Consider the following 25,949-nt stretch of genomic DNA (forward strand, 5'->3'; position numbering starts at 1 on the left):
TACATGCTCCTTGAGCTACATGTTATGCCTTACACACAAAATTTATGACAGGCCCCCTTTCCGGAATTCGCGCAGGGGAAACGCCAATGGACCACCGCGAATTCAAGGAAAGGCCAACGTCGCAAGGAACAAAGAAGAGATCGCCGCGAAGGCAACAAAAACCACTAAACAGCAACACGTCCCTTAACAATATTCAAAGCGGTATCTTCGATCATATCCTCCTGCCCGCCGACAAGCCGCTGCCTCCCCAGCTCGACCAGAATATCCCTGGCGGCCACGCCGTACTTGGCTTCAGCCCGCTTGGCAAACAACAGGAACGACGAATAAACTCCAGCATACCCAAGCGTCAACGCATCCCTGTCGATGCGAACAGGCGCATCCACGATAGGCAAAACAAGATCCTCGGCCACATCCGAAATCGAAAACACATCAACCCCAGTCTCAATCCCCATCCGCTCGCAAACGGCAACAAACACCTCCATCGGCGTATTCCCAGCCCCCGCCCCAAGCCCACCCGCAGCAGCATCGATCCGGTTCGCGCCGGCGGCAACAGCAGCAATCGAATTCGCCACGCCCATCGCCAGATTGTGATGCCCGTGAAATCCCAGCTCAGTCTCCGGCTTCAACGCGGCGCGCACGCAACCAATCCGCGCGGTCACGTCATCAGGCAACATGTACCCCGCCGAGTCGGTGACATAAATACAATTCGCCCCATACGATTCCATCAACTTCGCCTGCTCGACAAGCTGCTCAGGCGGCGCCATATGCGCCATCATCAGAAAACCAACCGTATCCATCCCTAGCTTGCGAGCAAGACCAATGTGCTGCTCGGACACGTCCGCTTCAGTGCAGTGCGTCGCCACGCGAATTGTCTGTACGCCGAGCCCATGTGCCATGCGCAAATGGTCCACGGTGCCGATGCCGGGAATCAACAGCGCCGACACCTTCGCCTGCTTCAGTTCGCCCAGCACGGCGCTCAGATACGCCTCGTCTGTATGCGCGGGAAAACCATAGTTCACCGACGCGCCTCCAAGACCATCCCCATGCGTGACTTCGATCAACGGCACGCCGGCGGCATCGAGACCACGCGCGATGGTGCGCATCTGTTCCAGTGAAATCTGATGACGCTTGGGGTGCATGCCGTCGCGCAACGTCATGTCGTGCACGGTAACGCGAGTTCCTTCGAGAGACATGGTCGGCTCCTTACGCAGTGACGGGCGATGCTGCCAGCATCTGTTGAGCGAAGACTTCAGCGGTGCGCGCGGCGGCTGCGGTCATGATGTCGAGATTGCCGGCGTATTTCGGCAAATAGTCGCCGAGGCCTTCGACTTCCATGAACACGGAGACGCGCCGGCCGTCGAAAACGGGGCCGTTTTTCAGCTTATAGCCAGGCACATACTGCCGCACTTCATCCACCATTGCGTGCACTGAGGCGGTGATTGCATCGATGTCCGGATCGCCTTCGGTCAAACAGTGAATGGTGTCGCGCATGATGAGCGGCGGCTCCGCCGGATTGATCACGATGATCGCCTTGCCCACGGTTGCGCCGCCGATCTGTTCGATTGCCAGCGACGTGGTGCGCGTGAACTCGTCGATGTTCTTGCGCGTGCCGGGTCCGACCGAGCGCGACGACACGGTGGCGACGATCTCGCCGTACGCCACGCGCTGTACGCGCGACACGGCATACACCATCGGAATGGTCGCCTGGCCGCCGCATGTGACCATGTTGACGTTCATCGCCTGCTGGTCGTTCTGCGCGGCGAGATTGACCGGTGGCACGCAGAACGGACCGATCGCGGCGGGCGTCAGGTCGATCACCCGTACGCCGCGCGCGGTCAGCTTGTCGGAGTGCTCGCGGTGCACGTACGCGGACGTGGCGTCGAAGGCAATACGAATGTGGTCGGCGGCCAGGTGCGGAAGCAGTCCGTCGATGCCCTCAGCGGTTGTTTTGAGGCCCAGTTCGCGGGCCCGTGCGAGGCCTTCGGAGGCGGCGTCGACGCCGACCATCCAGACTGGTTCGAGGACCGCGCTGCGACGCAGTTTGTACAGCAGATCGGTGCCGATGTTGCCGGGCCCTATCAACGCGCATTTGATCTTGCTCATTCAATGCATCCTTAAGTGAGAGACGGTCGAGACTTCAGACGAAACGCACCGCGCAACCGCCGATGCCTTCAATATGCATTTCCAGCTCGTCGCCACGGGTCACGGGAATTAGCGCCGCGAGCGAACCGGACAGCACCACCTCGCCCGCGAGCAGGGGCATGCCGAGTTCGCCGAGCGTATTGGCGAGCCAGGCGACAGCATCGGCGGGATGGCCGAGCGCCGCGGCGCCGATACCTTCGGCAACGCGTTCGCGGTTTTTGTCGAGCGTCATGCGGCAGGCGGCCAGATCGAGCGAGTTCGTCGGCACGCGCTCGTCGCCGAGCACGTAGACGCCGCACGAGGCGTTGTCGGCGACCGTATCGCCGATGCGGATCGCCCAGTCGCGAATGCGCGAATCGACAATCTCGAAGCACGCGCCCACCGAGCCGGTGGCGGCAAGCACGTGTTCGCGCGTGACGCCGGGGCCGCGCAGATCGTGTTGCAGATAGAACGCGATCTCGCCTTCCGCGCGCGGCTGGATCAGCGTGTCGATGGGGATCGCCTCGCCGGCGGCGTAGTGCATGCCCGAAAGCAGCACGCCAAAGTCGGGCTGCCGCACGTCGAGCATGTCCTGCACGACCTGGCTGGTCACGCCGATCTTTTTGCCGACGACGGTTTCACCGGCCGCGAGCCGGCGTGCGATGAACTGCTGTTGCACACGGTAGGCGTCGGCGAGCGGCAAACCTTCCGGGCGCGCGGAGAACGGCGCGACCGGCGTGCGATCGAGCCAGGCGCGATAGAGCGTGTCGCCGAGTTTGGCGTGAAGTGTCGAGGTCATGACCGGTACGAGTTGAAAGTTACGAGCGGCGCCGCACTAACGCGGCGCCTGCTCCTGCCCGCAAAGACGAGCAAACGGGTTCAGTTGCCCGCGCCGCGAATCGCGTCAGGTGAGAAGTAGGCTTCAGTTAATTGCGAGCCACGCGTGAGCACGGGCATCGGTTCCTGATTCACGAGACGGTCGGCATAATAGGCGCCCGAGATCAGGTCGTGATAGAACACGGCGGTCGAATAGAAAGTTTTCGCATCGAATGCATAGAGCGTCGGCGCGAAGTTTGTGCGCCACAGCGTGCCGCGCGCGTCGTAGTTGTCAGCGGCCACGGCATTCCAAGTGTCTTCGTCGAGATACAGCACACGTTTCGCGTATTGATGGCGATAGCCGGACTTGAGCGTCGCCTGCAACACCCAGACGCGATGCAGTTCGAAGCGCATGTACTGCATGTTCTCGTGACCCTTGGTGAGCAGATCCGTGTACTTGATCGACGGGTCCATCAGCTTGTAGTTGTCGTACGGAACATATACCTCGCGCTTGCCGACGATTTTCCAGTCGTAACGTTCGCCCGAGCCGTTGAAGAGGCGGTCGTCGTCGACGGTGCGGAAACCCCCCGGCCCTTCGGGCTGGTCGAAGCCGAACTCCGGCGCCTGCCGCACGCGCCGCGTGCCGGGGTTATACGACCAGGTGCGGCGCGTATCCGAGCCTTCCTGATCCCACATCTCGAAGCCGGTGATGATCGTGCCGCGATCGGAGAGCGGCAGCATGGTGGTCTGGCGGAAGAAGCTCTTGCTGTTCAGTGCATTCTTCGGATCGAAGCGGTCCGCGCTGCGCGGCCCGTAGATTGCGTATTGCACCTTGCCCCACGCGATATTGCCGTCCGGATAGACGACGGCCTGATCGTAAGTCGCGGTTTCGCCTTCAATGGTGGAGGCGAAGCGCAGATTCCACATTGCCTCGACGCCGTTCTTCGGTACGGGGAACGGCGTGACCGGCGGAAACTCCTTCAGGCCGTTCTGGTCCTTCGTCATCGTCGTGGTCGGCGCGTACAGGCGGATGTCTTTGTACACGGCATCGCCGTAACTGAAATCGCGGTGGCTCGGATAGACCGGAATCTTGAAGGTGTCGGGATACTTCTTGAGCAGCGCTTTTTCGCCGTCGGTCAAGCGCGCTTCGTATTGCTGCATGTTTTGCGCGGTAATCACGAAGAGCGGCTTCTCGCCTGCATACGGATCGGGAAAGCGCTGGCCCTGCTTGTAATCGACGCCGGGCGGCGTGCCGAACCACTTGCCGCTCCATGCGGGGATCGTGCCGTCGGCGTTGGCCGCGCGCTCGGCGCCCATCGGCGTGAGCGGTCCTTCGAGTTTTGCAATATCTTCCGGGCTGGTTTTGGCGAACGATACGGCTGCGAACGCGGCGCCGGCAGCGAACACGCAGACACGCAGTGCGGGATTGAAAATTCGACTCATGACCAAATCCTCTTGCAGTAAAAAGACGGCTGATTCAAAGGGTGATGCGTGTTGCAAGGCGCCGCGGATTCACCTTCGGGTTCAGCGCGGCGCGTCGATTTAGAACGAATAGGTCGCGGTTGCGAGCACATAGTCGCGATCGGCGAGCGGGCGGTTGGTCGGGTCCGGACGGCCGAGAAACTTCGCGTAGACGAGCGCGAGTTTCAGGTTGCTCAGACGCGTGAAGTTCACGCCGACCGTCACGCGGTGATCGCCGACACCGGTCATCGAACCGAGCGCGCCGGCCAGTGCCGATTTGCCGGTAAAGTCGTCGGCGTAAGTGATTGGCACGTCGACGTCCCAGCCGCTGAAGACGTTCTTGTAGCTGAGCGTCCAGGCCACTTCGAAGGCGGCGGAATTGCGCGTGTTGGCGAGCGTCGACGAGCCGAGCAGCGGCGTGATGTTGCCCGCGTGCACGTACGACACTTCGCCCACCAGCGTTTGCGAGGCGGCGAGGAAGGTCGGGCCGATCGAATAGATCGCGGAGAGATTCGACTGCCAGATGTCGCCGCGAGTGGTCTGCGCGCCGGCTGCCGTATTCACGAGCACGGCGGCGCCTTGCCGGTACGAGGTTTCGCCCGCCACGTTCACGCCGTTCAGATCAGTGGAAAAACTCAGGCCGCTGAGCTTGATGTTGTCGAAGTACTTCTGCTGATAGCCGAGCGTTGGGAAATAGGTCGTCACGACGCTGGGGTTCATGTCGTTGTAGTGCAGGTAGTAGGCGCCGATTTCCGTATCGCCGAGCACGCGCCAGCGCGCGCCGAGACCCCATTGGCCGCTGTTGCCGGGACGAATGTCGTCACCGCGCGGAATATGAATGCCGCCAGGTCCGATGATGTATTCCGCGCCGGGGCCGACCACGTCGGAATAGCTCATGTAACTGCCGGGCGCGCTCAACTGGTTCGGCTGGAAAGAGAACTGGTAATAGCCGAGCAAACTGAAATTCGGCGCGATCTGCCATTGCGTGGAGATCTGCGGAACAGGCAGCAGAATGTCCTTCACTTCTGCGCCCGCGACGAAAGATTTGGTGGCGTCAGCAGGGCCTTGCGCCCCCGCGATGTTCGGGAAGAACACGCTCTCGCCCCACGCCACGACCTGATCGCCGATCTTCACGTTCAGGCTCGTGCCGCCTAGCTTGAATGTGTTGTACACGTAAGCCGCGAGCAATTGTGTGCGGCCGCCGGCCCAGTAATTCGCCTGCTCGGTGAAGTTGTTGTAGACGCCGCCGTGATTCACTGTGCCGGGTGCGTCGTTGTAGTTCGGATGTTGATAGGCCTGATCGTAGAACGTGTCGGCGCGCACGAACACGCCCCAGTCGTCGTGCTTCAGATTCACTTCGCCGAGCAGGCTCACCTGGTTCTGGATCAGCTTGTTTTTGGCGAAGTTGCGGTCGCCGTCATCGCCGTTGATGTTCTCCGGCGTGAGCAGGTTGCCGCTCGGCGCACGGGTGCGCATGCCGAGACCGTAGCCGAGCGTGAAGGTGTAATCGAGCGTGGTGTCCGCGCCGAGATTGAGCGTGTCGCCCGCGTGGGCCGGGGCCATCGTGAGCGTCGCCGCGGCCAGCATCGCGAGTTTGCATGCCGCGCACAGCACGCGCATCGCTGGTGCGCGCTCTCGTGTTCCGTTGATTTGCATTCTGTCTCCTCTGTGGTCACATCTGAAATTTGTTGTGCTCAGAGGTTAGGCGGCGCGTGCTGCGTGAGAATCGTCAAAACGGACTAGTCGATTGTCCTGGGGACGTGCGCACTACTGGCGTGCAGATTCGTCGGACTTCGCGGTGAAGGCTCGATGCAAGCCAGTGGCGGCGAGAAAGGCCGGCACTTCGCCGCCGCCTTCGAGAATCAGATTGCTGCCCGATGCATACGCCGCGTGCGGCGACGCCAGGAAGAGGCACGCGGACGCGATGTCGGTGGGCTGAGCGAGACGTCCTGCGGGAATCGTTGCTTCGATGCGAGCGAGCGAGGCGTCTGGCGCGTCGCTTGGCGATGAGCCGGTGTGTCCGTTGGTGGCGGCCTCGGTGTGCACGAGACTCGGACTCACCGCGCAGACGCGTACCTTCGGCGCCCATTCGACCGCCAGCGAACGCACGGCATTGAGCAGGCCCGCTTTGGCCGCACCGTAGGCGGCTGTGCCTGGCGAGGCCCGCAAGCCGCTCACACTGCCGATGAACAACAGCACGCCGCCTTCGCGCTGGCGCTGCATCAGCGCATTGGCGCGTTGCGCGAGTTGCAGCGGCGCGAGCAGGTTCAGGCGGATGACCGCGTCGGTGAAACGCGGCGAGGCATCGGCGGCGAGCGCGAACGGGGCGCCGCCCGCGTTGCTGACCACGATATCGAGGCGGCCAGTTTGGCGATCGACCTGCGCGAGCATGGCGTCGATTGCGTCGATATCGCGCACGTCTGCGGCGATGAAGCGCGGATTTGGACTTGGCGCGTGCGCGGACGGATCGCGAGGCGTGTCGTCATGAGAGCTTCCCGACTGCTCTTCACGCGGATCGTGCCGCTCGGGCGAGCCCGATGCGGCGCTCTCCGGTGGCGTCCGTCCACACACATAAACCGTCGCTCCAGCCGCGACGAACGCTTGCGCGATGCCCGCACCGATCCCCTTGGTGCCGCCCGTCACCAGCACCACCTTGCCGCTGAAATCGAATCCTGTCATTGCCGCTGTCTCCGTCAGTTCGTGTGGGCCCGATGGTAGGAGAAATGCGGCGGCGCCTCGTAGTCTGAAAGGACGATGCCGATCCGCGTGTTCGCGCCGATGATGATTGCGCTGGCGACTCACATACCATTTGTCGCGCCGAAGAGCGCGGCGCGAAAGGAGACAAGCGCGCATGACCGCAACGCCCACCGAGTTTCAGGAAGCCGCGCCGCAATCGCGCGCAGCTTTGCGGCCGCCCCCCGGCGTTTTCACCCAGGTGCCCGGCGGCCTCACGCTCCATCACTTCGAAGCCGGCAGCGGCGCGCCCGTCGTGTTCATTCACGGCAGCGGCCCTGGAGCGAGCGGCTTCAGCAATTTCAAACACAACTACCCGCAATTCGCGGCCGCCGGCCACCGGCCGATCGTGGTCGATCTGCCGGGTTACGGCGCATCGTCGAAACCTGCCGGCGCGCACTACACGCTCGATTTCTTCGTCAGCGCATTGCGTGCGCAACTCACGGCCAACGGCATCGGGCGGGCCACACTGCTCGGTAATTCGCTTGGCGGCGCGATCGCGCTGCAATACGCGCTCGACTATCCCGAGGACGTCGAGAGTCTGATCATGATGGCGCCCGGCGGCGTCGAAGAGCGCGAGACGTATTTCAGAATGGACGGCATCCAGAAGATGGTGGCGCTGTTCACGAACCGGCAGATGAACCGGCTGACCATGCGGCAACTGCTCGAAATGCTGGTGTTCGATCGCAGCCTCGTTACCGACGCGCTGGTCGACGAACGTCTGCGCGTGTGCGAGCAACAGCCGCCCGAAGTGCTCTCGACCATGCGCGTGCCGAATCTCACCGCGCGCCTCGCCGAGCTGAAGTGTCCGGTGCTCGGCTTCTGGGGCAGCGACGACCGCTTCAATCCGGCGAGCGGCGCGATGCGCTTCCTCGAACATTGTGCCGACGCGCGCTTCGTGCTGATGAATCGCTGCGGCCATTGGGTGATGGTTGAACACCGGCGGTATTTCAATCGCGAATGCCTGGAATTTCTCGCGGAACGGCGCGGCGCTTGAGGCATGCTCCAGAATACGGCGCGCTGCACCGCGTGACGTGACAACGCGTGACGCCGCGCAAGGCGGACCATCCAACTACAACATGACGGAGACGGTATGACATTTCCCTATCAGCTATTCGACATGAGCGGCAAAGTGACCGCGATCACGGGCGGCGCGCGCGGCATCGGCGCGCAGACGGCACGCACGCTGGCGGCGGCCGGCTCGGCGGTCGCCGTGCTCGACGTGCTCACCGAATCCGGCGAACAACTCGTCGCCGAGATCAACGAATCGGGCGGCAAGGCGGCGTTCTGGAAGATGGACGTGACGCAGGAAGGCAGCGTGCAAAGCGTGTTCGGTGAAATCGCCGCCCGTTTTGGACGACTCGACGCGCTGGTGAATAACGCGGGCATCGAAGGCGCGAATCTGCCGACGCATGAAATGACGCTGCAGCAGTGGCAGCAAGTCATCGAAGTCAATGTCACGGGTGTGTTCCTCTGCACCAAGTACGCGATCCCGCACATGCTGGCCGCGGGCGGCGGCTCGATCGTGAATCTGTCGTCCATGTACGGCCTTGTCGGCGGGCCGGACGTGCCGGCGTATCACGCGTCGAAAGGCGCGGTGCGCTTGATGGCGAAGACCGAGGCGATGCTGTACGCCACGCAGAACATCCGCGCGAATTCCGTACACCCCGGCTTCATTCGCACGCCGTTGCTCGAAGAAGCCTTCGCCAGGCTCGGCGACCCGGAGCAGATTTTCGCGCACATGAAAACGCTCGTGCCGCTTGCGAAGATCGGCGATCCGCAGGATATCGCCGCGGGCATTCTCTATCTGGTCTCGCCGGCCGGCCGCTACGTGACGGGCACGGAACTGGTGATCGACGGCGGCTATACCGCACGCTAGGAGCGCGAATGAACACGAGTGAAAACATGAAGGCGCGCCTCGTCGAATATATCGAGGCGTTCAACGCGGCCGACGCGGCGCGCGTGATCGCGCTGTTCGCCGATAACGCAAGTGTCGAGGATCCGGTCGGCACGCCGGTGAAAGAAGGCCGCAGCGAGATCGACGCGTTCTATGCATACGCCACTTCGGTGGGCGCGCGGCTCGAGCTGATGGCGCCGCCGCGCGGCTCGCACGGCAATAGCGCGTCGATCAGCTTTCGCGTGCATGTCGCGTCGCAAGACGGACAGCCCGCATATATCGACGTGACCGACGTGATGGATTTCGACGCCGCCGGCAAGATCGTGCGCATGCGCGCGTACTGGGGCGCCGACGACTATCACCTGTCGTCGCAGTCAGCCTGACGCGGCCGGCGTGAAGCGATGGCGCTCTACGAGTTCAACGGCAAGCGGCCGCGCGTCGATCCGTCGGCGTATGTGCATCCGAGCGCCGTGCTGATCGGCGACGTGACGGTGGGCGCGTGCTGTTACATCGGGCCGTTTGCGAGCCTGCGCGGCGATTTCGGCGCCGTGGTGGTCGAGCGCGGCAGCAACGTGCAGGACGCCTGCATGCTGCATACGGGTGTCGACAACACGTGCTGGCTCGGAGTCGACAGCCATATCGGCCATGGCGCGATCGTTCACGGCGCGACACTCGAACGGAACACCATGGTCGGCATGCACGCCGTGGTGATGGACGGCGCGGTGCTCGGCGAGGCCAGCATCGTGGCCGCCTGCGCGTTCGTAAAGAAGGATTGGCATGTGCCGCCGCGCGTGCTGGTGGCGGGCGTGCCGGGGCGGGTGGTGCGTCTGCTGGACGATGAGGAGATTCGCGCGAAGTCATCGGGTACGCGCGCGTATCAGCAGCTTGCGGCGGATTGCCTGCGCACGATGCGCAGCGTGTGAGCCTCGCGAGCGGCGCTGCGGGGCGTGAGAAATTGCCTCGGTGGAGCAGTCCAGCCGCCTGTACGACGCAGCAGGCGCGCCGAGATGATCCGATTGCGAGAGGCCCGCAGCCGACACGCGCCTGCGTGCCGGCTGCGACCTTGCCAGCCTCTACGTCACATAGGCCTGCGCGACATTGATCAACTGCACGCGGTTGCGCACGTTGAACAACTGCCTCAGGCGACGCAAGTGGTAGTCGACGTTATGCGGCGACAGCCCGAGAAAGTAGGCGATTTCCTTGTCCCGCTGACCCTGCACGACCGCCTTCAGCACCGCATGCTGCAACTCGCTCAGCGTGACGCGCTGCTGCTGCGCGGGCGCGATGCCGATCACGCTCTTCGCGTGCGTCCAGATGAATTCGTGGATCGTGTGCGCGAACATGAGCGTCTCCGCCACGATCGACTCGGTCATCCAGCGCGGATTGCCGATCTCCGAGTTGAAGCACAGGCTCGCGCTCAACTCCGGTTCCGGCAGCGGCATTTGCGTAAGAATGCCGCTTTTGCGCCCGGTCACTTCCAGCATGTCGATCAGCCCGCCGAGCCGTTCGCTGCGCATTTGCGCACGCGGCAGGTCGGCGCGCATGTCGGCCGTATTCCAGAGAAACGGCAGGCCGGTGGGCGACGCGAGCGCCACGCGCGGGTCGAGCTCGAAATAACGCTCGCGGAAATAACGCGTGAGCCAGCTCTGCGACTCGTAGCTGGTCAGCACGAACATCGTCTTGTGATGCGCCGACGTGCGCGTGGCCGAATAGCTGAACGAGTCGAAGCCCAGTTGCTTGATGCGCTGCCGCACGAATTCGATGCGGTCCTGCGCGCTGCCAAAGCGCACCAGCGGACTGATGACGGGTGCGGCGCGCCGCGCGGCGGGCGAGGGCGTGCCGATTTCCTCCTCGGTGAAGAGCGTGAGAAAGCCTGTGGGCGCCACGCCTGTTGCGGTGCGGTTGGGTGCCCTGGATGCTTCAGCCGCGTGGGCTGATTTCTCGAGTTGCCGCGTGCCGGCCGGGTAAGCCGGTTGGGCGGCAACCGCCGAGTTGTATGCTGCCGACGCGTGCCCGGCTTCACCTTGCGGCGAACCGGTCAACCAGTGCGGCAGCGTATCGCATTCGTGTTCCATGAAACGGTAGCTCCGGCGTTCGAAACGCGTGAAAGACGACAACCTGAATGATTAGCTATTTCCAGAAATTGCGGTAGCCGGTTCCTTGCTATCATTTTTCAGTTCTTGCTCCGACAGAGGATCGGCAACGCGGGCATGGCAGGGTTCACTCTTCATATGGCACCTCCCTGGGAATGGACGTGATGGGACGAATTCCAAAACTCACAACGACGCTCGCCTACGACCGCTACATGGCGGGCCAGAAACTGGTGTCGAGCGTCGATCGCCCGTGGCGGCACCTGGTGCTGCGCTCGTATCTCGAACCGGCCGAGCAGGAACTGCTGGAAGCGCCCGGCCTGCAGGACCTCACGCTGATGACCCTCGCGAGCGGCGCCGAGCATCTCGAGCGCAACCTGAACGGGCGCTGGGAAAGCGCCGATCTGCGCGTGGGCGACCTCTGGTTCGTGCCGCCCGCGCCGATCTCGTGGCGCTGGCGTTCGATCAGCGATGAGCCGCTGTCGACCGTCCATTTGCACATCGAGCGCAGCCTGATCGACAGCGTCGCCGATCAGATGGAGCTTGGCGGCTCCCGCGAGCTGTCGCTCGGCGACGCGATGCAGTTTCGTGATCCGCTGATCGCCGCCATGCTTGCCGCATTGCATCGCGCGGCCGCCGATCCGTCCGACTCGCGTCTCTATGTCGATGCGCTGGTTCACGCGCTCGCCACGCATCTGTTGCAGCACTATGCGCGCGGCCGCCCTGCGTCGGCCCGAACGCCGGCGCGCCCGCAACGCCTCGTGCCGCGCCGGATCCACCGTGTAACCGATTACATCCGCGCCAATCTCGACGGTGATCTGGCGATCAGCGAACTGGCCGCACAGGCGGGGCTAAGCAGTTTCCATTTTGCGCGGGTGTTTCGCCGCGAGACCGGCGAGACGCCGCATCAGTACGTGTCGCGATTGCGGCTCGAGGAAGCAGCGCGGCTATTGCTTGCCACCGATCAGACCGTGCTGCAGATTGCGATCGCGGTTGGTTTCGAGAATGCCAGTCATTTCTCCGTGCAGTTCAAGCGTGGCTACGGCGTGACGCCGCTCGCTTACCGGCTGCGCGGCTGAAGTACGGATTGCGCGGCTGGAAGTGGCCGGCTGGTCAGCAGGCAGTGGCGGGACGACGGTTAACGGTTTGACGCAGCCGCATGAGGGCACCGGAGCCTCGCCGTTTGCGCCGCCGGGCAGTACTGCCGCCCTGCCTCCGACCGCATGCAGGGCTGGCTCGCGGGAATGTACAGTCCGATGAGCCGCCTTGGGGGAATCACGCACATCGCGCAGTGTGCTGCGCATTGCGCGGCTTGCAAACTACGAAGTTTCGTGGCGGCCAGGCGGTTGGACCTGGCATGGACGTGCCGATGTGGCTTGCCGGGCGTTGTTCGCTCAAAACGTCGGCACTGGTCCAACTGGCCTGACCAGCGATGGCGGAACTGTATCTGTCGAAGCCTTGCATCGGACGACAGAATCATGTGTCTGCGGCCTGGCTTCCGCCCTGCGTCAAAACCTCCGACCGACCATTCCAATTCACTCTCACACTGGAAACCTGGCGATGACCCGACTCCGAATCACCTCCTGCGGCCATGTCTTTACCGCCGAAACCCATCCGGACGCGCCGCAAACCGTGGCTGCCTTCCTGAAGCTCCTGCCGTACCGGCAAAAACTCATTCACGTGCGCTGGAGCGGCGAAGGCTGCTGGGTGCCGCTCGGCGACTTCAAGCTCGAGAACGACGGCGCGGCGGTCGGCTTCGAGAATCACACGAGCCATCCGTCGGTCGGCGACATTCTGTTTTATCCCGGCGGCTACAGCGAAACCGAGATCATTCTCGCGTACGGTTCATGCTGCTTCGCGAGCAAGCTGGGGCAACTCGCGGGCAACCACTTCCTGACGATCGTCGAAGGCAAGGAGAAGCTGCGCGAGCTCGGCACCAAGGTGTTGTGGGAAGGCGCGCAGGACGTGCTGTTCGAGAAGATCTGAAGCGGCGGGCGCGGTGTCGCGCAAGGGGTTGCCAGCGGGCGGTGTTCACGCGGAGTTGTTTCTGCGGGACGCGCCGGTGCGGACAGGTCCTAACCCTGGTTAATTTTTGTTCCGTAAATCGCGCATACTGGAGGCGCCCGGGCGGCTTGCGCAGCGCTCATTCTTTGCCTCCTGAGCGCGGTTTGCAGTCCATGCGGTCGCGTTGAGTGCGTCCCGAAGGAAGTCTCCTTGGGGGCGGCGCGGAACACCTATTTTCGCCGCCATGCGGCGCCAGGTCTCCCACATGACAGACTCGCACGTACTGCCGCTCACCGCTTTCGCCAAACAGTTGCGTCTGCAACAGGTCGAACTGACCGAACGGTGGATGAAGGCTGTTTTTCACGACGCAGAATTGACCGAATCCGACCGGCTCACTTACGAGCAACTGGCCGATCACATCCCGAACATCCTCGACGAAATCTGCAGCGTGCTGGAGAGCCAGGATCTCGACCAGGCCGAGAGCGCGATCGAACACGACGCGCGCCTGCACGGCAAATTGCGCTGGAAGCAAGGCTACCGGATCGACGAACTGGTGCGCGAGCTCGATCTGTTCCGGCAGATGCTGACCGGCGCGATCGTCGAATTCAGCGAGGCGCGGCCGTTTTTCACGCGGCGTCATGAGGAGCGGGCAAGGCATTTCATCGAGGAAGCCGTGAGCTTCGTCACGCTGACCTCGATCCGCGAGGTCGTCAACGAGCGCGACCGCAAGATCGACGACTACACCGGGCGCCTCGAGCGCGCCAATCACGAACTGACGCTCAAGCAACGGCTGGTCGGCGATCTGTACGAGTCGCGCATGCAGATCACGCGCAGCGTCGTGCACGATTTGCGCAACTTTCTCAACGTGTTTTCGATGGCGCTGCAACTGATCAGCCGCGCGCCGGCCAAAGTCGAGACGGCGCTCGCGCTGGCCAACCGTCAGGCGGCCGATATGAAAACGCTGGTCGACGAACTGGTCGAATACTCGGTGGTGCTCGGCGACGACAGTCCGCTCGCGCTGGAAAACTTCGCGCTGCGGGAGTTGTTCGACGAACTGGTGATTTCGTGCGAAAGCGCGATCGAAGCGAAAGGGCTGCGGCTTCTGACCGCCTTCGACGGCGCGCTGGACGTGGTCGTCTCCAACCGTCTCAAACTCAAACAGGTCGCGCTCAATCTGTTGACCAACGCGGCCAAATACACCAAGGCGGGCCAGGTCGAATTGAGCATGACGGCGACGGAAAACGATCGCTGGCGCCTGCGCGTCTCGGACACGGGCGTCGGCATCGGCGCGTCGGACCGGGAGCGCGTATTCAAGGAGTTCGAGCGCGCCACGGATGAGGACATTCCGGGCGCGGGCCTGGGCCTCGCGATCGTCAAGGAATTGTGCCGGGTGCTGCAGGGCGAGATTCGTTTCGACTCGCAGGAGGGCAAGGGGACGATCTTCGAGATCAGTTTTCCGATGCGCCTGGAGGCCGGGAACGGCTGATCGATCTGCCTGGACGCGGCACGGTCCGCTGTATCAGTTCACATCTCTTCACGTGTAGTTCTCCTGTATGACTTCCATTTGACTGCCGAGGGTAGACTCATTTTGGTCGATGTTCGTCCTGTTTGAGGACTTCGATAGGAATTAGCACTGTCTTGTGCGCTGATTTCGGAAAAGTCAAAACTGCTGCTTAGAAATGCCTAAAAATAACGAGTGCGATATAAGACGTTTGGCATTTTAAGTCTTAAAAGGGTTATGCCTTTTTTCCAATATAAGCTAAAAAATCGCTTTACACGGTATATTTGTGTTCGGCGACTTTGTGTCGTAACGAAGTGATAACGCTGTCTTAAGTTTATGTTGGATCGCGTTAAATAATTAGGATGGCATAGTAAAAGTCCTGGTGCATGGATCTTCTAAAAAAGATTGGGAGGAATGTTGAGCAAGTTTTGTAAGATCGAATGGAGTAGCACGGCCCGCACATGCGCGGCGGCGTTCGAGGTGGCAAAAAAACGTGGTGGGCGAGGGGTTGCGGGATATAGCGCGCTGGTAGCCGCAGGCACCAGTCTGTTTGGGACGTTGGTGATGGCTTTGCCTGCGAGAGCGGCTGGCGAGTCGCCCAACCCGATCATGAACGCGCCTGTCGAATGGGATGTCGCCGATCTGGCGACTGTCAGCCAAACGCCCGAATCCAACGTGAGCCGTTCAAAAACGCTAACGCTTGCAACTGCTGCGTTGAGCGATCCAGTACCTGTCACCCAGTTCATTGCCGTCAGTCAGTTCACCACACCCGCTTTGACGACCTCCGCGTCGGGAGGCGAAAACGCAATGGCGGTCGGTGTCGGTGCGACGGCCATCGACAATAATGCGCTCGCAATCGGCACGAGTTCCGGCGCTGCGCGGGTCAATACGACCGCCGTCGGCGCGGGAGCCGCTGCGTTGGCATCCAATGCGACGGTGGTGGGCGCCGGCGCGACAAGCAACTATTTTGCGGAGAACGGGGTTGCAATCGGCTATAACGCAGCCGTCCAGAACGTCAATGCGTTGGCTATCGGGACAAACGTCCAGACGAACGCGGCGAACTCGATCGTGGCGGGCAGCGGCGCCTTTATCACGGAGGCCGCCACGAAGGCAATCGCGTTTGGTTCCGGCGCGACGGCCACGGCAGCGGGCTCGGTCGCGCTGGGTGCGGATTCCTCCGCGGACCGGTCGAATACGGTCTCGGTCGGTAGCGCCGCGCTGCAACGGCAGATCGCCAATGTCGCGGCCGGCACCCAGGGCAGCGATGCCGTTACAGTCTCGCAGTTGAAGGGCATGGCCGGCGTGCTGGGAGGCGGCACCGACGTTGCCGCTGACGGAACGATCGCGAAGCCCGTCTATAAGGTCGGAGGGAGGATATACAACGATGTCGGCTCCGCGCTCGCGGCCGTCGTCACGTCCAGCACTCAAGCCAGCGCCGATTCCGTTCAGTACGATTCGACCTCGCATGATAGCGTCACGTTGGGCAGCACTACCGCGCCGGTTCGGCTCACCAATGTGCGCGCCGCGACTCTCGCTGCCGGCAGTTCGGACGCCGTCAACGGCGCGCAGCTGTTTGCCACCAATCAGGCCGTCGCGCAGAACACCAGCAGCATCACGAACCTGGATCAGCGCGTCACTGACAACACGACGAGCATCAGCAATCTCGATCAGCGCGTCACCGACAACACGACGAACATCAGCAACCTGGATCAGCGCGTCACAGACAACACGACAAACATCAGCAACCTCGATCAGCGCGTCACCGACAACACGACAAGCATCAGCAACCTCGATCAGCGCACCACGACGATCGAAGGCGACGTGAGCAATATCACGAACCAGATCACCAACGGTGAGATCGGGCTCGTTCAGCAGGATCAGACCTCGCGTAATCTCACCGTGGCGAAAGACACGGACGGCGCTCGCGTCGATTTCACCGGCACGGGCGGCGCACGCGAGCTGACGGGGATCGCGGCGGGCACCACGGACGCATCGGCGGTCAATCTCGGTCAGTTCAAACCGATGGTGGCCGCGCTGGGCGGCGGCGCGCAGATCAACGCCGATGGTTCGCTGACCGGCCCCACCTATCACGTGCAGGGCGGCACGCAAACCACCGTCGGCGACGCGCTCGGCTCGCTCGACAATGGCCTTAGCACCTTGCAGCAGAGCATGGAGACCGGCGGTATCGGCATGGTCACGCAGGATCCCGTGTCGCGCGTCATCAATGTCGGTGCAGTGACGGACGGCAAGCTGATCAATATGGCCGGCACCGCGGGCCATCGCGTTATCACAGGCGTGGCGGCCGGCGCGCTCGGTCCGGCCAGCAGCGACGCGGTCAACGGCTCGCAACTGTATGCGCAGGCGGCGAGCACGGCGGTAGCGCTCGGCGGCGGGGCGACTGTCAACGCGGACGGTTCGGTCTCGGCGCCGTCGTATAGCGTGGGCGGCACGGTCGTGAACAATGTCGGCAGCGCGATCACCAACCTGGATGGCCGTGTGACGCAGAACAGCAGCGATATTGCCGGTTTGCAGACCACCGTCGGCAATCTTGGCGGCGCGGTCGCGAATGCGGTGCAGTACGACAGCTCGGCGCACGACAGGATCACGCTCGGCGGCGTGGCGGCCAATGCCCCGAAAGTCCAACTGACCAATCTGCAGGACGGCACGCTGTCGGCCGCCAGTACCGACGCAGTGACGGGAGCGCAACTCTGGAACACCAACCAGACTGTCAGCACGCTTAGCCAGCAGATCAACGTGGTGCGGAACAACCAGACCACCGGCAGTCCCTACGTTGCCGTCAACAGTTCGGGTACGGCGGCGCAGGCAATCGGCAACGGTTCTGTGGCGATCGGCGGCGGTGCCAAAGCATCGGCGCCGAATTCGGTGGCGATCGGCGAGGGTTCGGTGGCCGATGTGACGAACACGGTTTCGGTCGGCTCGTCCGGCAGCGAGCGCCGCATCACCAACGTCGCCGCCGGGCAGGGGCCGACCGACGCCGTCAACATGCAGCAGTTCCAGGGCGGCTTGAGCGACATGGCGCGCAATGCCTACTCCGGAACGGCATCGGCGCTGGCGCTGACGTCGATCCCCGAAGTCGACGCGACGAAGAATCTCGCCATCGGCGTCGGAACGGCCGGTTACAAGGGGTATCAAGCGGTGGCGGTGGGGCTGTCGGCGCGCGTCACGCAGAGTCTGAAGGTGAAGCTCGGCGCGGGCATCAGTTCCGCCACGACCGCGGTCACGGCCGGCGCGGCGTATCAGTGGTAGCGGGGAGGCGGGAAATCGGCGTGCTTGAAATGCGCCGGTAGACAGTCAGCGAGTGACACCCGCTGCAGCGGCACCCCGCACGTCTGAACGCGCGGGGTGCCGAACGACATTTACTTGAAGAGCTTCATCGCCTGCGAGAGCGTATTGACCACGCCCCATGCGAGCGGCAGCGTCACATACAGCCAGAAGACGGCGAGTTTGACCTTGCTGGTCTGATTCACGGCTTGAACGGTCGACATGCGTGTCTCCTTAAGCGCCTTTGGCGAGTTGTGCGTCGGACATGTGGTGCTTGTCGTCCACACGCTTGATCAGCAGGTTGCAGATGAAGCCGACTACCAGCAGCACGGCCATGATGTGAACGGTCATCGTGTAGGCGTCCGCCTTGGCGACGCCTTGTGCGACTTCGTAGGCGCGAATGTAGTTCACCAGCACCGGACCGGCGACGCCCGCCGCGGCCCACGCCGTCAGCAGCCGCCCGTGAATGCCGCCGACGAACGCCGTGCCGAACATGTCGGCGAGATAGGCCGGCACGGTGGAGAAGCCGCCGCCGTACATCGTCAGGATCACGCAGTAAGAGAGCACGAAGAGGGCGATGTGGCCCGACGCCGCGAAACCCGGCACGAGGTAATACAGCACCGCGCCGAGCGCGAAGAAGATGAAGTAGGTGTTCTTACGGCCGATCCAGTCCGACGCCGACGCCCACACGAAACGGCCGCCCATGTTGAAGAGCGACAACAGACCGACGAAACCGGCCGCCGCGGCTGCCGTCACCGTGTCCTTGAAGCTCTCCTGAATCATCACCGAGGCCTGGCCGAGAATGCCGATGCCGGCTGTCACGTTCAGAAACAGCACGAGCCAGATCAGATAGAACTGCGGCGTCTTCAGCGCCTGATCGATGTGCACGTGATTGCGCGAGATCATCTTGTTCTGGCCGGTGGCGCCCGGCGTCCAGCCGGCCGGTTTCCAGTCCGCGGGCGGCACGCGGATCGCAAGCGCGCCGATCGTCATCGAGATGAAGTAGGCGATGCCGAGCACGATGAACGTTTCAGCCACGCCGATGCTGGTCGCGGTGCGAAAGTGGTTCATCAACGCCACGGACAGCGGCGCGGCGATCATTGCGCCGCCGCCGAAGCCCATGATCGCCATGCCGGTCGCCATGCCGCGGCGGTCCGGGAACCAGCGGATCAGCGTGGACACTGGCGACACGTAGCCGAGTCCCAGTCCGATTCCGCCGATCACGCCGTAGCCCAGATAGAGCAGCACGATCTGATGCAGATACACGCCGAGCGCGGAAACCAGGAAGCCGCCGCCGAAGCAGCATGCGGCGGTAAACATCGTGCGGCGCGGGCCGACGTGTTCGAGCCATTTGCCGGCGAAGGCCGCCGACAAACCGAGGAACACGATCGCCAGCGAAAAGATCCAGCCGAGCGAGGTCAGCGACCAGTCATCCGCGCTGGATTGCGTAATGCCGATGACCTTGGTCAGCGGACCGTTGAACACGGAAAAGGCGTACGCCTGGCCGATACAGAGGTGGACGGCAAGGGCCGCGGGCGGAACCATCCAGCGCGAAAAACCTGGCTTCGCGACGGTGGCCTGTTTGGAAAAGAAGGGGGCGGAGCCTGAATTCCCGCTCGGCTCGGTGATACTGCTCATGGTCGGTCTCCGGGGTGACGAATGAGTTGTTATCGGCGCGGCACACCAATGCTTTAGGTCTAGCGGCGTAAAAAATGCGATTTTTGCTGCCGCCAATATATGTATTTCGATTGCATATGGCGTGCTCGAATCTGCGACGAAATCAACTTCGTCGAACGATAGGGCGCGATCATGCCCTTGGCAATATGAGATGCAAATACATAAGGTGTTTGCCTGGTGAAACACGACCGTAATCTGCCGAATCGCGGCTTGGCGGTGCCGTCGTCCGGAATAAACTACCGGGTGCCCAAAGCAAATCGGGCCGGCAGTGGCATCTTTCGCCACCCCGGCCCGCTTGACCGCGATCGGGAAAACTCAGGCGACGGTGCGCCCGGTCTTCATCTTCGCCGCCACGAGCACCGAGATCAGGCAGCCAATGGCCAGATAAGCCGCCACCGGATGCCACGAGCCGCCGGCAAAGCTGACCAGCGCAACCGCGATAAACGGCGTGAAGCCGCCGCCGACCACACTCGCCACCTGATAGCCCACGCCCGCACCGCTGTAGCGATACTCGGTGCCGAACAGTTCGGTGAACATGGGCTGCTGCACGCTCACCACCATGTCGTGCGCGACGTTGGCGAGCATGACGGCGAACACCACGATCCACACCGTCGAGCGTGCTTCCAGCGCGAGGAAGAACGGCACCGCGCTCAGCATGCCGACCAGCGCGCCGATGATATACACGCGGCGGCGGCCGAAGCGATCCGCCAGCAAGGCGAAGCACGGAATCGTCACGCAACTCAGCGCGCCCACCAGCAAACCGATGGTGAGGAAGAACTCGCGCGGCATGTGCAGATTCGCAGTCGAGTAGTTCAGTGCGAAGGCGGTCACGATATACATCGTGAACAACTCGGCAAGACGCAGCGCAATGATCAACAGGAACGCCTTCGGATGCCGCAGCAAGGCTTCGACGATCGGCAGGCGAACGCTGCGTTCGCCGTGCTTGCCGACTTTCTCGACGAATTCCTTCGACTCTTCCATGCTCGAGCGGATCCACAGCGCGATCAGCACCAGCACCACGCTGAACAGGAAGGGCAGGCGCCAGCCCCAGCTCAGGAACGAGGCGTTGTCCATGGAACGGCTGATCAGCGCAATCAGTCCGGTCGAGAGCACGAGGCCCACGCCGTAGCCGACCTGCACGCCGCTGCTGTAGAACGCTTTCTTTTTCTCGGGCGCACTTTCGACGGCCATCAACGCCGCGCCGCCCCATTCGCCGCCCACCGCGAAGCCCTGGATCGCGCGCAGACTGACGAGCAGCGCCGGCGCCCACCAGCCGATGCTGGCGAACGACGGCAGCAGGCCGATGGCGGCGGTCGACAGACCCATCATCATTACCGTCAGCACCAGCATGCGCTTGCGTCCGAGCCGGTCGCCGTAGTGTCCGAATACGAAGCCGCCGAGCGGGCGGAACAGGAAGCCGACGCCGAAAGTGGCGAACGCGGCGAGCGTCCCCATCGCCGGGCTGACTTTGGGGAAAAACTCGGCATTGAACACGAGCGCGGCGACGATGCCGTACAGCAGGAAGTCGTACCAGTCGACCACGGCGCCGACAAAGCTGCCGAGCGCCGCCTGGCGAGCCTGGCTGCGCGCTTTGCGGCTGTCGACCGTGGCGGCCGACGGGATGGTGGTGCTCATGAAATTGTCTCCTTGAAACGCTCGGGCTGCCGGGATCGTGCGGCGGACGCAGGACTGTGGCCGCTCGCGATCGATTGCAGAATGTGCGAAGGTTAATGATGCGGAGTCGATCCCACAATCCACATCCGCGCGAAATTGCGCGATCATCGAACATGACTGCGCGAATAGCGCGCGTTTTGCGCGTTTACACCGAGTGTCGCGTACTCGCGCATCGCAATGAACCACCCGAAAGCGGCCCGTGCTACCGTGAGAGCGTAGTCCTGAAAACAACAACGACTGATATACTACATACGGAATATTGATTTTTGCGGCATTGCAGCATATGATTGAGTCATTCCTTCACTCAATCATCCGGAGCTACAAATGGAAGTTGTTCCTCTCTCGCTGCTCGCCGTTGCTGTTGTTGGTTTAGGCTCTGCCGCCACCGTGCTGTTGACCCGCTGGATTCCGCAGCCGGTCGCGCAGCTTGCAGCGCAACATGGCCGCTTCGTCGGTCTGGGCGACCAACGCGCGGCAGTGGCAAGACCGTATCGTGCGCATGTTCAACAAGAGGCGATGAATGTCGTCAGAACTTCAAACTGAATCAGTGGCCACACCGTTGACGTTGTCATTGCAGCCGATCGGCGCGAGCGCGAGCTTGCGCGATCAGGCGTATGCCATGCTCCGCCAGGCTATCGCCGACGCGGATATCTACCAGAACCGCGAAGAAATCCGCCTCGACGAGCGGGTGCTGAGCGAGTCGCTCGGCGTGAGCCGCACGCCGGTGCGTGAGGCCATGACGCTGCTCGAACAGGAAGGTTTTCTGCGCATGGTGCCGCGCCGCGGCATCTATATCGTGCGCAAGAGCAAGCGTGAGATCGTCGAGATGATCCAGATGTGGGCCGCGCTCGAAAGCATGGCGGCGCGCCTTGCCACGCTGCACGCCACGGACGAGGAAATCGCCCGTCTGCGCCACATGTTCGACAACTTCCGCGACGCGACGCCGGCTGAACACATCGCCGAGTATTCGGACGCCAACATCGCGTTTCACCAGGCAATCGTCGAGTTGTCCAAGTCGCAGATCATTCTCGACACGATCAAGAACATCTTCATCCACGTGCGCGCGATTCGCCGCATGACCATTTCGCAGAGCGACCGCGCGTCGCGCTCGATCGTCGATCATCTGCGCATCATCGAGGCGCTGGAGAAACGCGATACGGAGCTGGCCGAGCGTCTCACGCGTCAGCATTCGCTCGATCTGGCGGCGTTCGTCGAGGCCAATTGCGATTTTCTGGATTGACGCGGCTGCCGGCCTGAGCGGCGCTCGATGGTTGGGTAGGACAGGAAGGGCCCGCGGTGGAGACACCGGCGGGCCTTTTTGTTTGCGTCGGACGCAGACGGCGCGTGGCTTTCCGGGCAGTGCGGGATAAACCTCGCTTGACGGTCTTAAAAATATGGTATGTGATATATCAAAAGACGCGAACCGAAAGTTGACGTTTTTGCCGCGAGGACGAGCCGCGTAGCCAATGCGGCGGAGCACGCACCGAATTTGCCAGGAAATTACAAGTAGACGCCCTTTCAACAACTACGTTGCTCGTGACCAGAGTACGGCGCTAAAGCGCAAGCCCTGGTCGACACAGGAGACAGGACATGAGCAAAGCACTCGACGGTGTGCGCATTCTCGACTTCACGCATGTGCAATCCGGGCCCACCTGCACGCAACTGCTTGCATGGTTCGGCGCGGATGTCATCAAGGTGGAGCGGGCGGGCGCGGGAGACATCACGCGCGAGCAATTGCGCGATATTCCCGATGTGGACAGCCTCTACTTCACGATGCTCAACCACAACAAGCGCTCCGTCACGATCGATACGAAGAATCCCGAAGGCAAGCAGGTGCTCGAGGCGCTGATCCAGAAATGCGACGTGCTGGTCGAGAACTTCGCACCTGGCGCGCTGGACCGCATGGGCTTTACGTGGGAACGGATTCAGGAACTGAATCCGCGCATGATCGTCGCGTCCGTCAAGGGTTTCGGTCCTGGGCCGTACGAGGACTGCAAGGTCTACGAGAACGTCGCGCAATGCGCGGGCGGCGCGGCCTCGACCACCGGGTTCGACGACGGCCCGCCGGTCGTGACAGGCGCGCAGATCGGCGACAGCGGCACCGGCCTGCATCTGGCGCTCGGCATCGTCACGGCGCTGTATCAGCGCACGCACAGCGGACGCGGTCAGCGAGTACTCGCCGCGATGCAGGACGGCGTGCTCAACCTGTGCCGCGTGAAACTGCGCGACCAGCAGCGGCTCGAACGCACCGGCGTGATGAAAGAGTATCCGCAATATCCGAACGGAGAGTTCGGTGAAGCGGTGCCGCGTGCGGGCAATGCGTCGGGCGGCGGTCAGCCGGGCTGGATCCTGAAGTGCAAAGGCTGGGAGACCGACCCGAACGCCTATATCTACTTCATCACGCAGGCGCCGGTGTGGGCCAAAATCTGCAACGTGATCGGCAAGGAGGAGTGGGCCACGGATCCCAACTATGCGACGCCCGCCGCGCGCCTGCCGCACCTGAAGGACATCTTCGCCGAGATCGAACGCTGGACCATGACGAAGACCAAGTTCGAGGCCATGCAGATCCTGAACAAGTACGACATTCCGTGCGGACCGATTCTGTCGATGAAGGAAATCGCCGAAGAACCGTCGCTGCGCAAAACCGGCACGATTGTCGAAGTCGATCATCCGACTCGCGGCAAGTATCTGACGGTTGGTAATCCTATCAAACTGTCCGACAGTCCGACCGAGGTCACGCGCTCGCCGTTGCTGGGTGAACATACCGACGAAGTCATGGCCGAGCTGGGCTATTCGCCCGAGCAGGTCAGTGCATTGCGCACTGCCGGCGCGATCTAGGCCCGATCCACGTAAACAGGGAGCGACGTATGGATACATGGATGCGGTTCATGTCGAGCGATGGCGGCGTCGTGTTCGGCCGTGTGGAAGGTGGCTATCTGCACGAGTATGAAGGTCTGGAGCACCCGGTGCCGACTGGCGCCGTGCTGTCGACGCGCGCGCTGACGCCGCTCGCGCCGTGCGCGCCCGGCAAGATCGTCGCGCTGTGGAACAACTTTCACGCGCTGGCGGCGAAGCTCGACAAACCGGTGCCGTCGCACCCACTTTTTCTATTGAAGCCGGCTGGTTCGGTGATCGGCTCGGGTGAGCCGATCAGGCGGCCGCTCAGCTATGCGGGCAAGATCGTCTATGAAGGCGAGCTCGGCATTGTGATCGGACGGCGCTGCTGTGATGCGAGTGTTGAAGAGGCGGCCGCAGCGATTTTCGGCTACACGCTCGTCAACGACGTCACCGCTGCCGATCTGTTGAACGAGAATCCGCACTTTCCGCAATGGTGCCGCGCAAAGGGCTTCGATACGTTCTGCTGTATCGGGCCGGCGATCGTCTCTGGTTTCGATTGGCAGCAAGCGCGTCTTGTCACCATGCTCGATGGCGTGGAGCGGCAGAATTATCCGCTCGCCGATATGGTTTTCTCGCCCGCCGAGCAGGTGAGTCTGATCTCCCAGGACCTCGCGCTCGAACCGGGCGACGTGATTGCGTGCGGCACGTCGGTCGGCGTCGGCTCGATCAAGGATGGCGCGACCGTGACGGTGACGGTCGACGGGATCGGCACGCTGAGCAACACCTTGAGCGCCGCGCGCGCGGGCGCCGCCGCGGGCGCGCAGCCGGTCGCGGCAGGCGCTGTCTGAAGGGTTGACCGATTGCGCGATCCGTTGGAACCGCGCCCTGCATTCCGGTACGGAGGAGCACGCATGCCGCTAGCGTATGACAGTATCGTCTGGTGTTCGCTGGCCGTGGTGTTTGCTTCCGTGTCGGCTGTGGCGCTTGCCGCAGTCGGGCAACTGCCGCTCGAACGGCGACCGAAGCGTCGTCCTGAATGGCACGCCGGGGCATTGGCCGCCGCGCTCGCAGGCCTTTTCGCGGCCGGCATGGGTGCAAGCGACGGCGTGGTCGGCGCCGCGGTAGCGGGCGCGGTGCTCGGCGCGTGGCTGGTGCGCCGGCGCAATCTGGCGCGGCGTCCGCGCCTCGTTGCGCTGTTGGGCAGCAGCATGGGGCTCGCTGTGATGGCGGGCGGTTTCGCGCGTTATCTGTCGGCGGCGGCGCAGGCGAATGTGGAGCGCGTCGAACTCTATGTCGCCGTGTTCATCGGCGCGTTGATCTTTGCCACCTCGACCGTTGCGTTCTGCAAACTGCGCGGTGCGCTGCAACTCGGCGTGGTCGCGCGCCCGGGGCATGGCGTCGTCAACCTGTTGGCACTGTTGCTGTGTGGCTGGCTCGGCTATGGATTCGTGACCGAGCCGGCGCAGCCATTCGGACTCGCCGCGCTCCTCGCAATGAGCGCGCTGGCTTGTGCGATGGGCGTGCATCTAATGCTCAGCCGCGAGTATTCCGACGGCCACGAACATGGTCACGCTTCAGGCACACTCGCCTTTGCCGCGCGTTGCCATAGCCTGACGATGGGCAAGCATGGGCTGTTGGCACGAATCGAATGGCGCGGTGGAGAAGAGCAGGGCTGGATGCTGCGCGACGTCACGACAGACTGTGTGCGTACGGCGGCCTACCCGTATCGTCGAAACGGCAGCAATGGCGTGAGTGCTCAAGTGCGGCAACGTGCGTGCGACCGCCACCGGCCGGCTCGCGCGACGACTCGGCGCACGCTATGAGTGCTCGCACATTCAGGTGGGCTGGTATGACG

The 25,949-nt window shown here is 62.8% G+C and carries 23 protein-coding genes; 13 read left to right on the plus strand and 10 right to left on the minus strand.

The features are described 5' to 3' along the window. Positions 1 to 164 precede the first annotated feature (164 nt). From dmpG to ACFSNN_RS35435, 6 genes are all read right to left on the minus strand, one after another. On the minus strand, positions 165 to 1,193 hold the full coding sequence (gene dmpG / locus ACFSNN_RS35410) for a 4-hydroxy-2-oxovalerate aldolase (protein WP_134463403.1): 1,029 nt from the start codon (positions 1,191 to 1,193) through the stop codon (positions 165 to 167). Between the two features lie 10 nt (positions 1,194 to 1,203). Then, positions 1,204 to 2,103 (minus strand): acetaldehyde dehydrogenase (acetylating), encoded by a 900-nt coding sequence (locus ACFSNN_RS35415; RefSeq protein ID WP_377689440.1) that lies wholly within the window; start codon positions 2,101 to 2,103, stop codon positions 1,204 to 1,206. 34 nt (positions 2,104 to 2,137) lie between these two features. Continuing rightward, entirely contained in the window at positions 2,138 to 2,920 is a 783-nt protein-coding gene (gene dmpE, locus ACFSNN_RS35420) for a 2-oxopent-4-enoate hydratase (RefSeq protein ID WP_134463405.1), read from the minus strand. A gap of 80 nt (positions 2,921 to 3,000) precedes the next feature. Beyond that, positions 3,001 to 4,380 (minus strand): DUF1329 domain-containing protein, encoded by a 1,380-nt coding sequence (locus ACFSNN_RS35425; protein WP_134463407.1) that lies wholly within the window; start codon positions 4,378 to 4,380, stop codon positions 3,001 to 3,003. Positions 4,381 to 4,479: 99 nt separating this feature from the next. After that, positions 4,480 to 6,054: a DUF1302 domain-containing protein gene (locus tag ACFSNN_RS35430; protein WP_134463409.1), complete on the minus strand. Its 1,575-nt coding sequence runs from the start codon at positions 6,052 to 6,054 to the stop codon at positions 4,480 to 4,482. A gap of 111 nt (positions 6,055 to 6,165) precedes the next feature. Then, a complete protein-coding gene (locus ACFSNN_RS35435) occupies positions 6,166 to 7,077 on the minus strand; it encodes an SDR family oxidoreductase (protein ID WP_134463411.1) in 912 nt (303 codons plus the stop codon). 172 nt (positions 7,078 to 7,249) lie between these two features. Here ACFSNN_RS35435 and ACFSNN_RS35440 point away from each other — a divergent pair, with 172 nt between their 5' ends. From ACFSNN_RS35440 to ACFSNN_RS35455, 4 genes are all read left to right on the plus strand, one after another. Continuing rightward, positions 7,250 to 8,128 carry an alpha/beta fold hydrolase gene (locus ACFSNN_RS35440; protein WP_134463413.1) on the plus strand — a complete coding sequence of 293 codons (879 nt, stop codon included), beginning with the start codon at positions 7,250 to 7,252 and terminating at the stop codon, positions 8,126 to 8,128. Positions 8,129 to 8,224: 96 nt separating this feature from the next. Then, positions 8,225 to 9,010, plus strand: a complete 786-nt coding sequence (locus tag ACFSNN_RS35445) for an SDR family NAD(P)-dependent oxidoreductase (RefSeq protein WP_134463415.1) — start codon at positions 8,225 to 8,227, stop codon at positions 9,008 to 9,010. A gap of 8 nt (positions 9,011 to 9,018) precedes the next feature. Next, complete coding sequence (locus ACFSNN_RS35450; protein WP_134463417.1) at positions 9,019 to 9,411, plus strand: nuclear transport factor 2 family protein; 393 nt, start codon at positions 9,019 to 9,021, stop codon at positions 9,409 to 9,411. A gap of 18 nt (positions 9,412 to 9,429) precedes the next feature. After that, positions 9,430 to 9,951, plus strand: a complete 522-nt coding sequence (locus ACFSNN_RS35455) for an acyltransferase (RefSeq protein WP_134463419.1) — start codon at positions 9,430 to 9,432, stop codon at positions 9,949 to 9,951. 150 nt (positions 9,952 to 10,101) lie between these two features. Here ACFSNN_RS35455 and ACFSNN_RS35460 read toward each other — a convergent pair whose 3' ends face one another. Beyond that, entirely contained in the window at positions 10,102 to 11,103 is a 1,002-nt protein-coding gene (locus tag ACFSNN_RS35460) for a helix-turn-helix transcriptional regulator (protein WP_134463421.1), read from the minus strand. Between the two features lie 182 nt (positions 11,104 to 11,285). On the opposite strand from ACFSNN_RS35460, the gene ACFSNN_RS35465 reads away from it, so the two are divergent. The 4 genes from ACFSNN_RS35465 (at position 11,286) to ACFSNN_RS35480 (ending at position 17,890) form a co-directional block, all read left to right on the plus strand. Continuing rightward, positions 11,286 to 12,197 carry a helix-turn-helix domain-containing protein gene (locus ACFSNN_RS35465; protein WP_134463423.1) on the plus strand — a complete coding sequence of 304 codons (912 nt, stop codon included), beginning with the start codon at positions 11,286 to 11,288 and terminating at the stop codon, positions 12,195 to 12,197. A 481-nt stretch (positions 12,198 to 12,678) separates the two neighbouring features. Beyond that, positions 12,679 to 13,104 (plus strand): DUF3830 family protein, encoded by a 426-nt coding sequence (locus ACFSNN_RS35470; protein ID WP_134463425.1) that lies wholly within the window; start codon positions 12,679 to 12,681, stop codon positions 13,102 to 13,104. A gap of 283 nt (positions 13,105 to 13,387) precedes the next feature. Continuing rightward, the gene (locus ACFSNN_RS35475; protein WP_134463427.1) at positions 13,388 to 14,608 is read left to right on the plus strand and encodes a sensor histidine kinase; all 1,221 of its coding nucleotides are present in this window, start codon (positions 13,388 to 13,390) and stop codon (positions 14,606 to 14,608) included. A 624-nt stretch (positions 14,609 to 15,232) separates the two neighbouring features. Then, on the plus strand, positions 15,233 to 17,890 hold the full coding sequence (locus tag ACFSNN_RS35480; RefSeq protein ID WP_244322952.1) for a YadA-like family protein: 2,658 nt from the start codon (positions 15,233 to 15,235) through the stop codon (positions 17,888 to 17,890). Between the two features lie 110 nt (positions 17,891 to 18,000). Here ACFSNN_RS35480 and ACFSNN_RS35485 read toward each other — a convergent pair whose 3' ends face one another. The 3 genes from ACFSNN_RS35485 to shiA form a co-directional block, all read right to left on the minus strand. Next, positions 18,001 to 18,129, minus strand: a complete 129-nt coding sequence (locus ACFSNN_RS35485) for an MFS transporter small subunit (protein WP_134463429.1) — start codon at positions 18,127 to 18,129, stop codon at positions 18,001 to 18,003. A gap of 10 nt (positions 18,130 to 18,139) precedes the next feature. Further along, positions 18,140 to 19,543: an L-lactate MFS transporter gene (locus tag ACFSNN_RS35490; protein WP_134463431.1), complete on the minus strand. Its 1,404-nt coding sequence runs from the start codon at positions 19,541 to 19,543 to the stop codon at positions 18,140 to 18,142. 354 nt (positions 19,544 to 19,897) lie between these two features. Further along, a complete protein-coding gene (shiA, locus tag ACFSNN_RS35495; protein WP_134463433.1) occupies positions 19,898 to 21,217 on the minus strand; it encodes a shikimate transporter in 1,320 nt (439 codons plus the stop codon). A gap of 363 nt (positions 21,218 to 21,580) precedes the next feature. Between shiA and ACFSNN_RS35500 the strand changes: the two genes are divergently transcribed. The 5 genes from ACFSNN_RS35500 to ACFSNN_RS35520 all read left to right on the plus strand — a co-directional run bounded on the left by ACFSNN_RS35500 (position 21,581) and on the right by ACFSNN_RS35520 (position 25,917). Next, the gene (locus tag ACFSNN_RS35500) at positions 21,581 to 21,799 is read left to right on the plus strand and encodes a hypothetical protein (RefSeq protein ID WP_134463435.1); all 219 of its coding nucleotides are present in this window, start codon (positions 21,581 to 21,583) and stop codon (positions 21,797 to 21,799) included. Then, complete coding sequence (locus ACFSNN_RS35505; RefSeq protein ID WP_134463437.1) at positions 21,777 to 22,496, plus strand: GntR family transcriptional regulator; 720 nt, start codon at positions 21,777 to 21,779, stop codon at positions 22,494 to 22,496. Before ACFSNN_RS35500 ends, ACFSNN_RS35505 begins: the two co-directional genes overlap by 23 nt. A gap of 350 nt (positions 22,497 to 22,846) precedes the next feature. Continuing rightward, positions 22,847 to 24,094, plus strand: a complete 1,248-nt coding sequence (gene frc / locus ACFSNN_RS35510) for a formyl-CoA transferase (RefSeq protein WP_106282483.1) — start codon at positions 22,847 to 22,849, stop codon at positions 24,092 to 24,094. Positions 24,095 to 24,123: 29 nt separating this feature from the next. Beyond that, a complete protein-coding gene (locus tag ACFSNN_RS35515) occupies positions 24,124 to 24,942 on the plus strand; it encodes a fumarylacetoacetate hydrolase family protein (RefSeq protein WP_134463439.1) in 819 nt (272 codons plus the stop codon). 63 nt (positions 24,943 to 25,005) lie between these two features. Then, the gene (locus ACFSNN_RS35520) at positions 25,006 to 25,917 is read left to right on the plus strand and encodes an NAD(P)(+) transhydrogenase (Re/Si-specific) subunit beta (RefSeq protein WP_134463441.1); all 912 of its coding nucleotides are present in this window, start codon (positions 25,006 to 25,008) and stop codon (positions 25,915 to 25,917) included. Positions 25,918 to 25,949 lie beyond the last annotated feature (32 nt).

It is taken from the genome of Paraburkholderia dipogonis (assembly GCF_042680985.1).
Classification (GTDB): Bacteria; Pseudomonadota; Gammaproteobacteria; order Burkholderiales; family Burkholderiaceae; genus Paraburkholderia; species Paraburkholderia phytofirmans.

What these genes read in the sequence shown, in the direction of transcription:
- dmpG (WP_134463403.1), bottom strand. Translation starts at nt 1,193, where the DNA reads ATGTCTCTCGAAGGAACTCGCGTTACCGTGCACGACATGACGTTGCGC.
- ACFSNN_RS35440 (WP_134463413.1), top strand. Translation starts at nt 7,250, where the DNA reads ATGACCGCAACGCCCACCGAGTTTCAGGAAGCCGCGCCGCAATCGCGC.
- dmpE (WP_134463405.1), bottom strand. Translation starts at nt 2,920, where the DNA reads ATGACCTCGACACTTCACGCCAAACTCGGCGACACGCTCTATCGCGCC.
- ACFSNN_RS35505 (WP_134463437.1), top strand. Translation starts at nt 21,777, where the DNA reads ATGTCGTCAGAACTTCAAACTGAATCAGTGGCCACACCGTTGACGTTG.
- ACFSNN_RS35520 (WP_134463441.1), top strand. Translation starts at nt 25,006, where the DNA reads ATGCCGCTAGCGTATGACAGTATCGTCTGGTGTTCGCTGGCCGTGGTG.
- ACFSNN_RS35445 (WP_134463415.1), top strand. Translation starts at nt 8,225, where the DNA reads ATGACATTTCCCTATCAGCTATTCGACATGAGCGGCAAAGTGACCGCG.
- ACFSNN_RS35500 (WP_134463435.1), top strand. Translation starts at nt 21,581, where the DNA reads ATGGAAGTTGTTCCTCTCTCGCTGCTCGCCGTTGCTGTTGTTGGTTTA.
- ACFSNN_RS35425 (WP_134463407.1), bottom strand. Translation starts at nt 4,380, where the DNA reads ATGAGTCGAATTTTCAATCCCGCACTGCGTGTCTGCGTGTTCGCTGCC.
- ACFSNN_RS35415 (WP_377689440.1), bottom strand. Translation starts at nt 2,103, where the DNA reads ATGAGCAAGATCAAATGCGCGTTGATAGGGCCCGGCAACATCGGCACC.
- shiA (WP_134463433.1), bottom strand. Translation starts at nt 21,217, where the DNA reads ATGAGCACCACCATCCCGTCGGCCGCCACGGTCGACAGCCGCAAAGCG.
- ACFSNN_RS35450 (WP_134463417.1), top strand. Translation starts at nt 9,019, where the DNA reads ATGAACACGAGTGAAAACATGAAGGCGCGCCTCGTCGAATATATCGAG.
- frc (WP_106282483.1), top strand. Translation starts at nt 22,847, where the DNA reads ATGAGCAAAGCACTCGACGGTGTGCGCATTCTCGACTTCACGCATGTG.
- ACFSNN_RS35455 (WP_134463419.1), top strand. Translation starts at nt 9,430, where the DNA reads ATGGCGCTCTACGAGTTCAACGGCAAGCGGCCGCGCGTCGATCCGTCG.
- ACFSNN_RS35515 (WP_134463439.1), top strand. Translation starts at nt 24,124, where the DNA reads ATGGATACATGGATGCGGTTCATGTCGAGCGATGGCGGCGTCGTGTTC.
- ACFSNN_RS35475 (WP_134463427.1), top strand. Translation starts at nt 13,388, where the DNA reads ATGACAGACTCGCACGTACTGCCGCTCACCGCTTTCGCCAAACAGTTG.
- ACFSNN_RS35470 (WP_134463425.1), top strand. Translation starts at nt 12,679, where the DNA reads ATGACCCGACTCCGAATCACCTCCTGCGGCCATGTCTTTACCGCCGAA.
- ACFSNN_RS35435 (WP_134463411.1), bottom strand. Translation starts at nt 7,077, where the DNA reads ATGACAGGATTCGATTTCAGCGGCAAGGTGGTGCTGGTGACGGGCGGC.
- ACFSNN_RS35465 (WP_134463423.1), top strand. Translation starts at nt 11,286, where the DNA reads ATGGGACGAATTCCAAAACTCACAACGACGCTCGCCTACGACCGCTAC.
- ACFSNN_RS35460 (WP_134463421.1), bottom strand. Translation starts at nt 11,103, where the DNA reads ATGGAACACGAATGCGATACGCTGCCGCACTGGTTGACCGGTTCGCCG.
- ACFSNN_RS35490 (WP_134463431.1), bottom strand. Translation starts at nt 19,543, where the DNA reads ATGAGCAGTATCACCGAGCCGAGCGGGAATTCAGGCTCCGCCCCCTTC.
- ACFSNN_RS35430 (WP_134463409.1), bottom strand. Translation starts at nt 6,054, where the DNA reads ATGCAAATCAACGGAACACGAGAGCGCGCACCAGCGATGCGCGTGCTG.
- ACFSNN_RS35485 (WP_134463429.1), bottom strand. Translation starts at nt 18,129, where the DNA reads ATGTCGACCGTTCAAGCCGTGAATCAGACCAGCAAGGTCAAACTCGCC.
- ACFSNN_RS35480 (WP_244322952.1), top strand. Translation starts at nt 15,233, where the DNA reads ATGAACGCGCCTGTCGAATGGGATGTCGCCGATCTGGCGACTGTCAGC.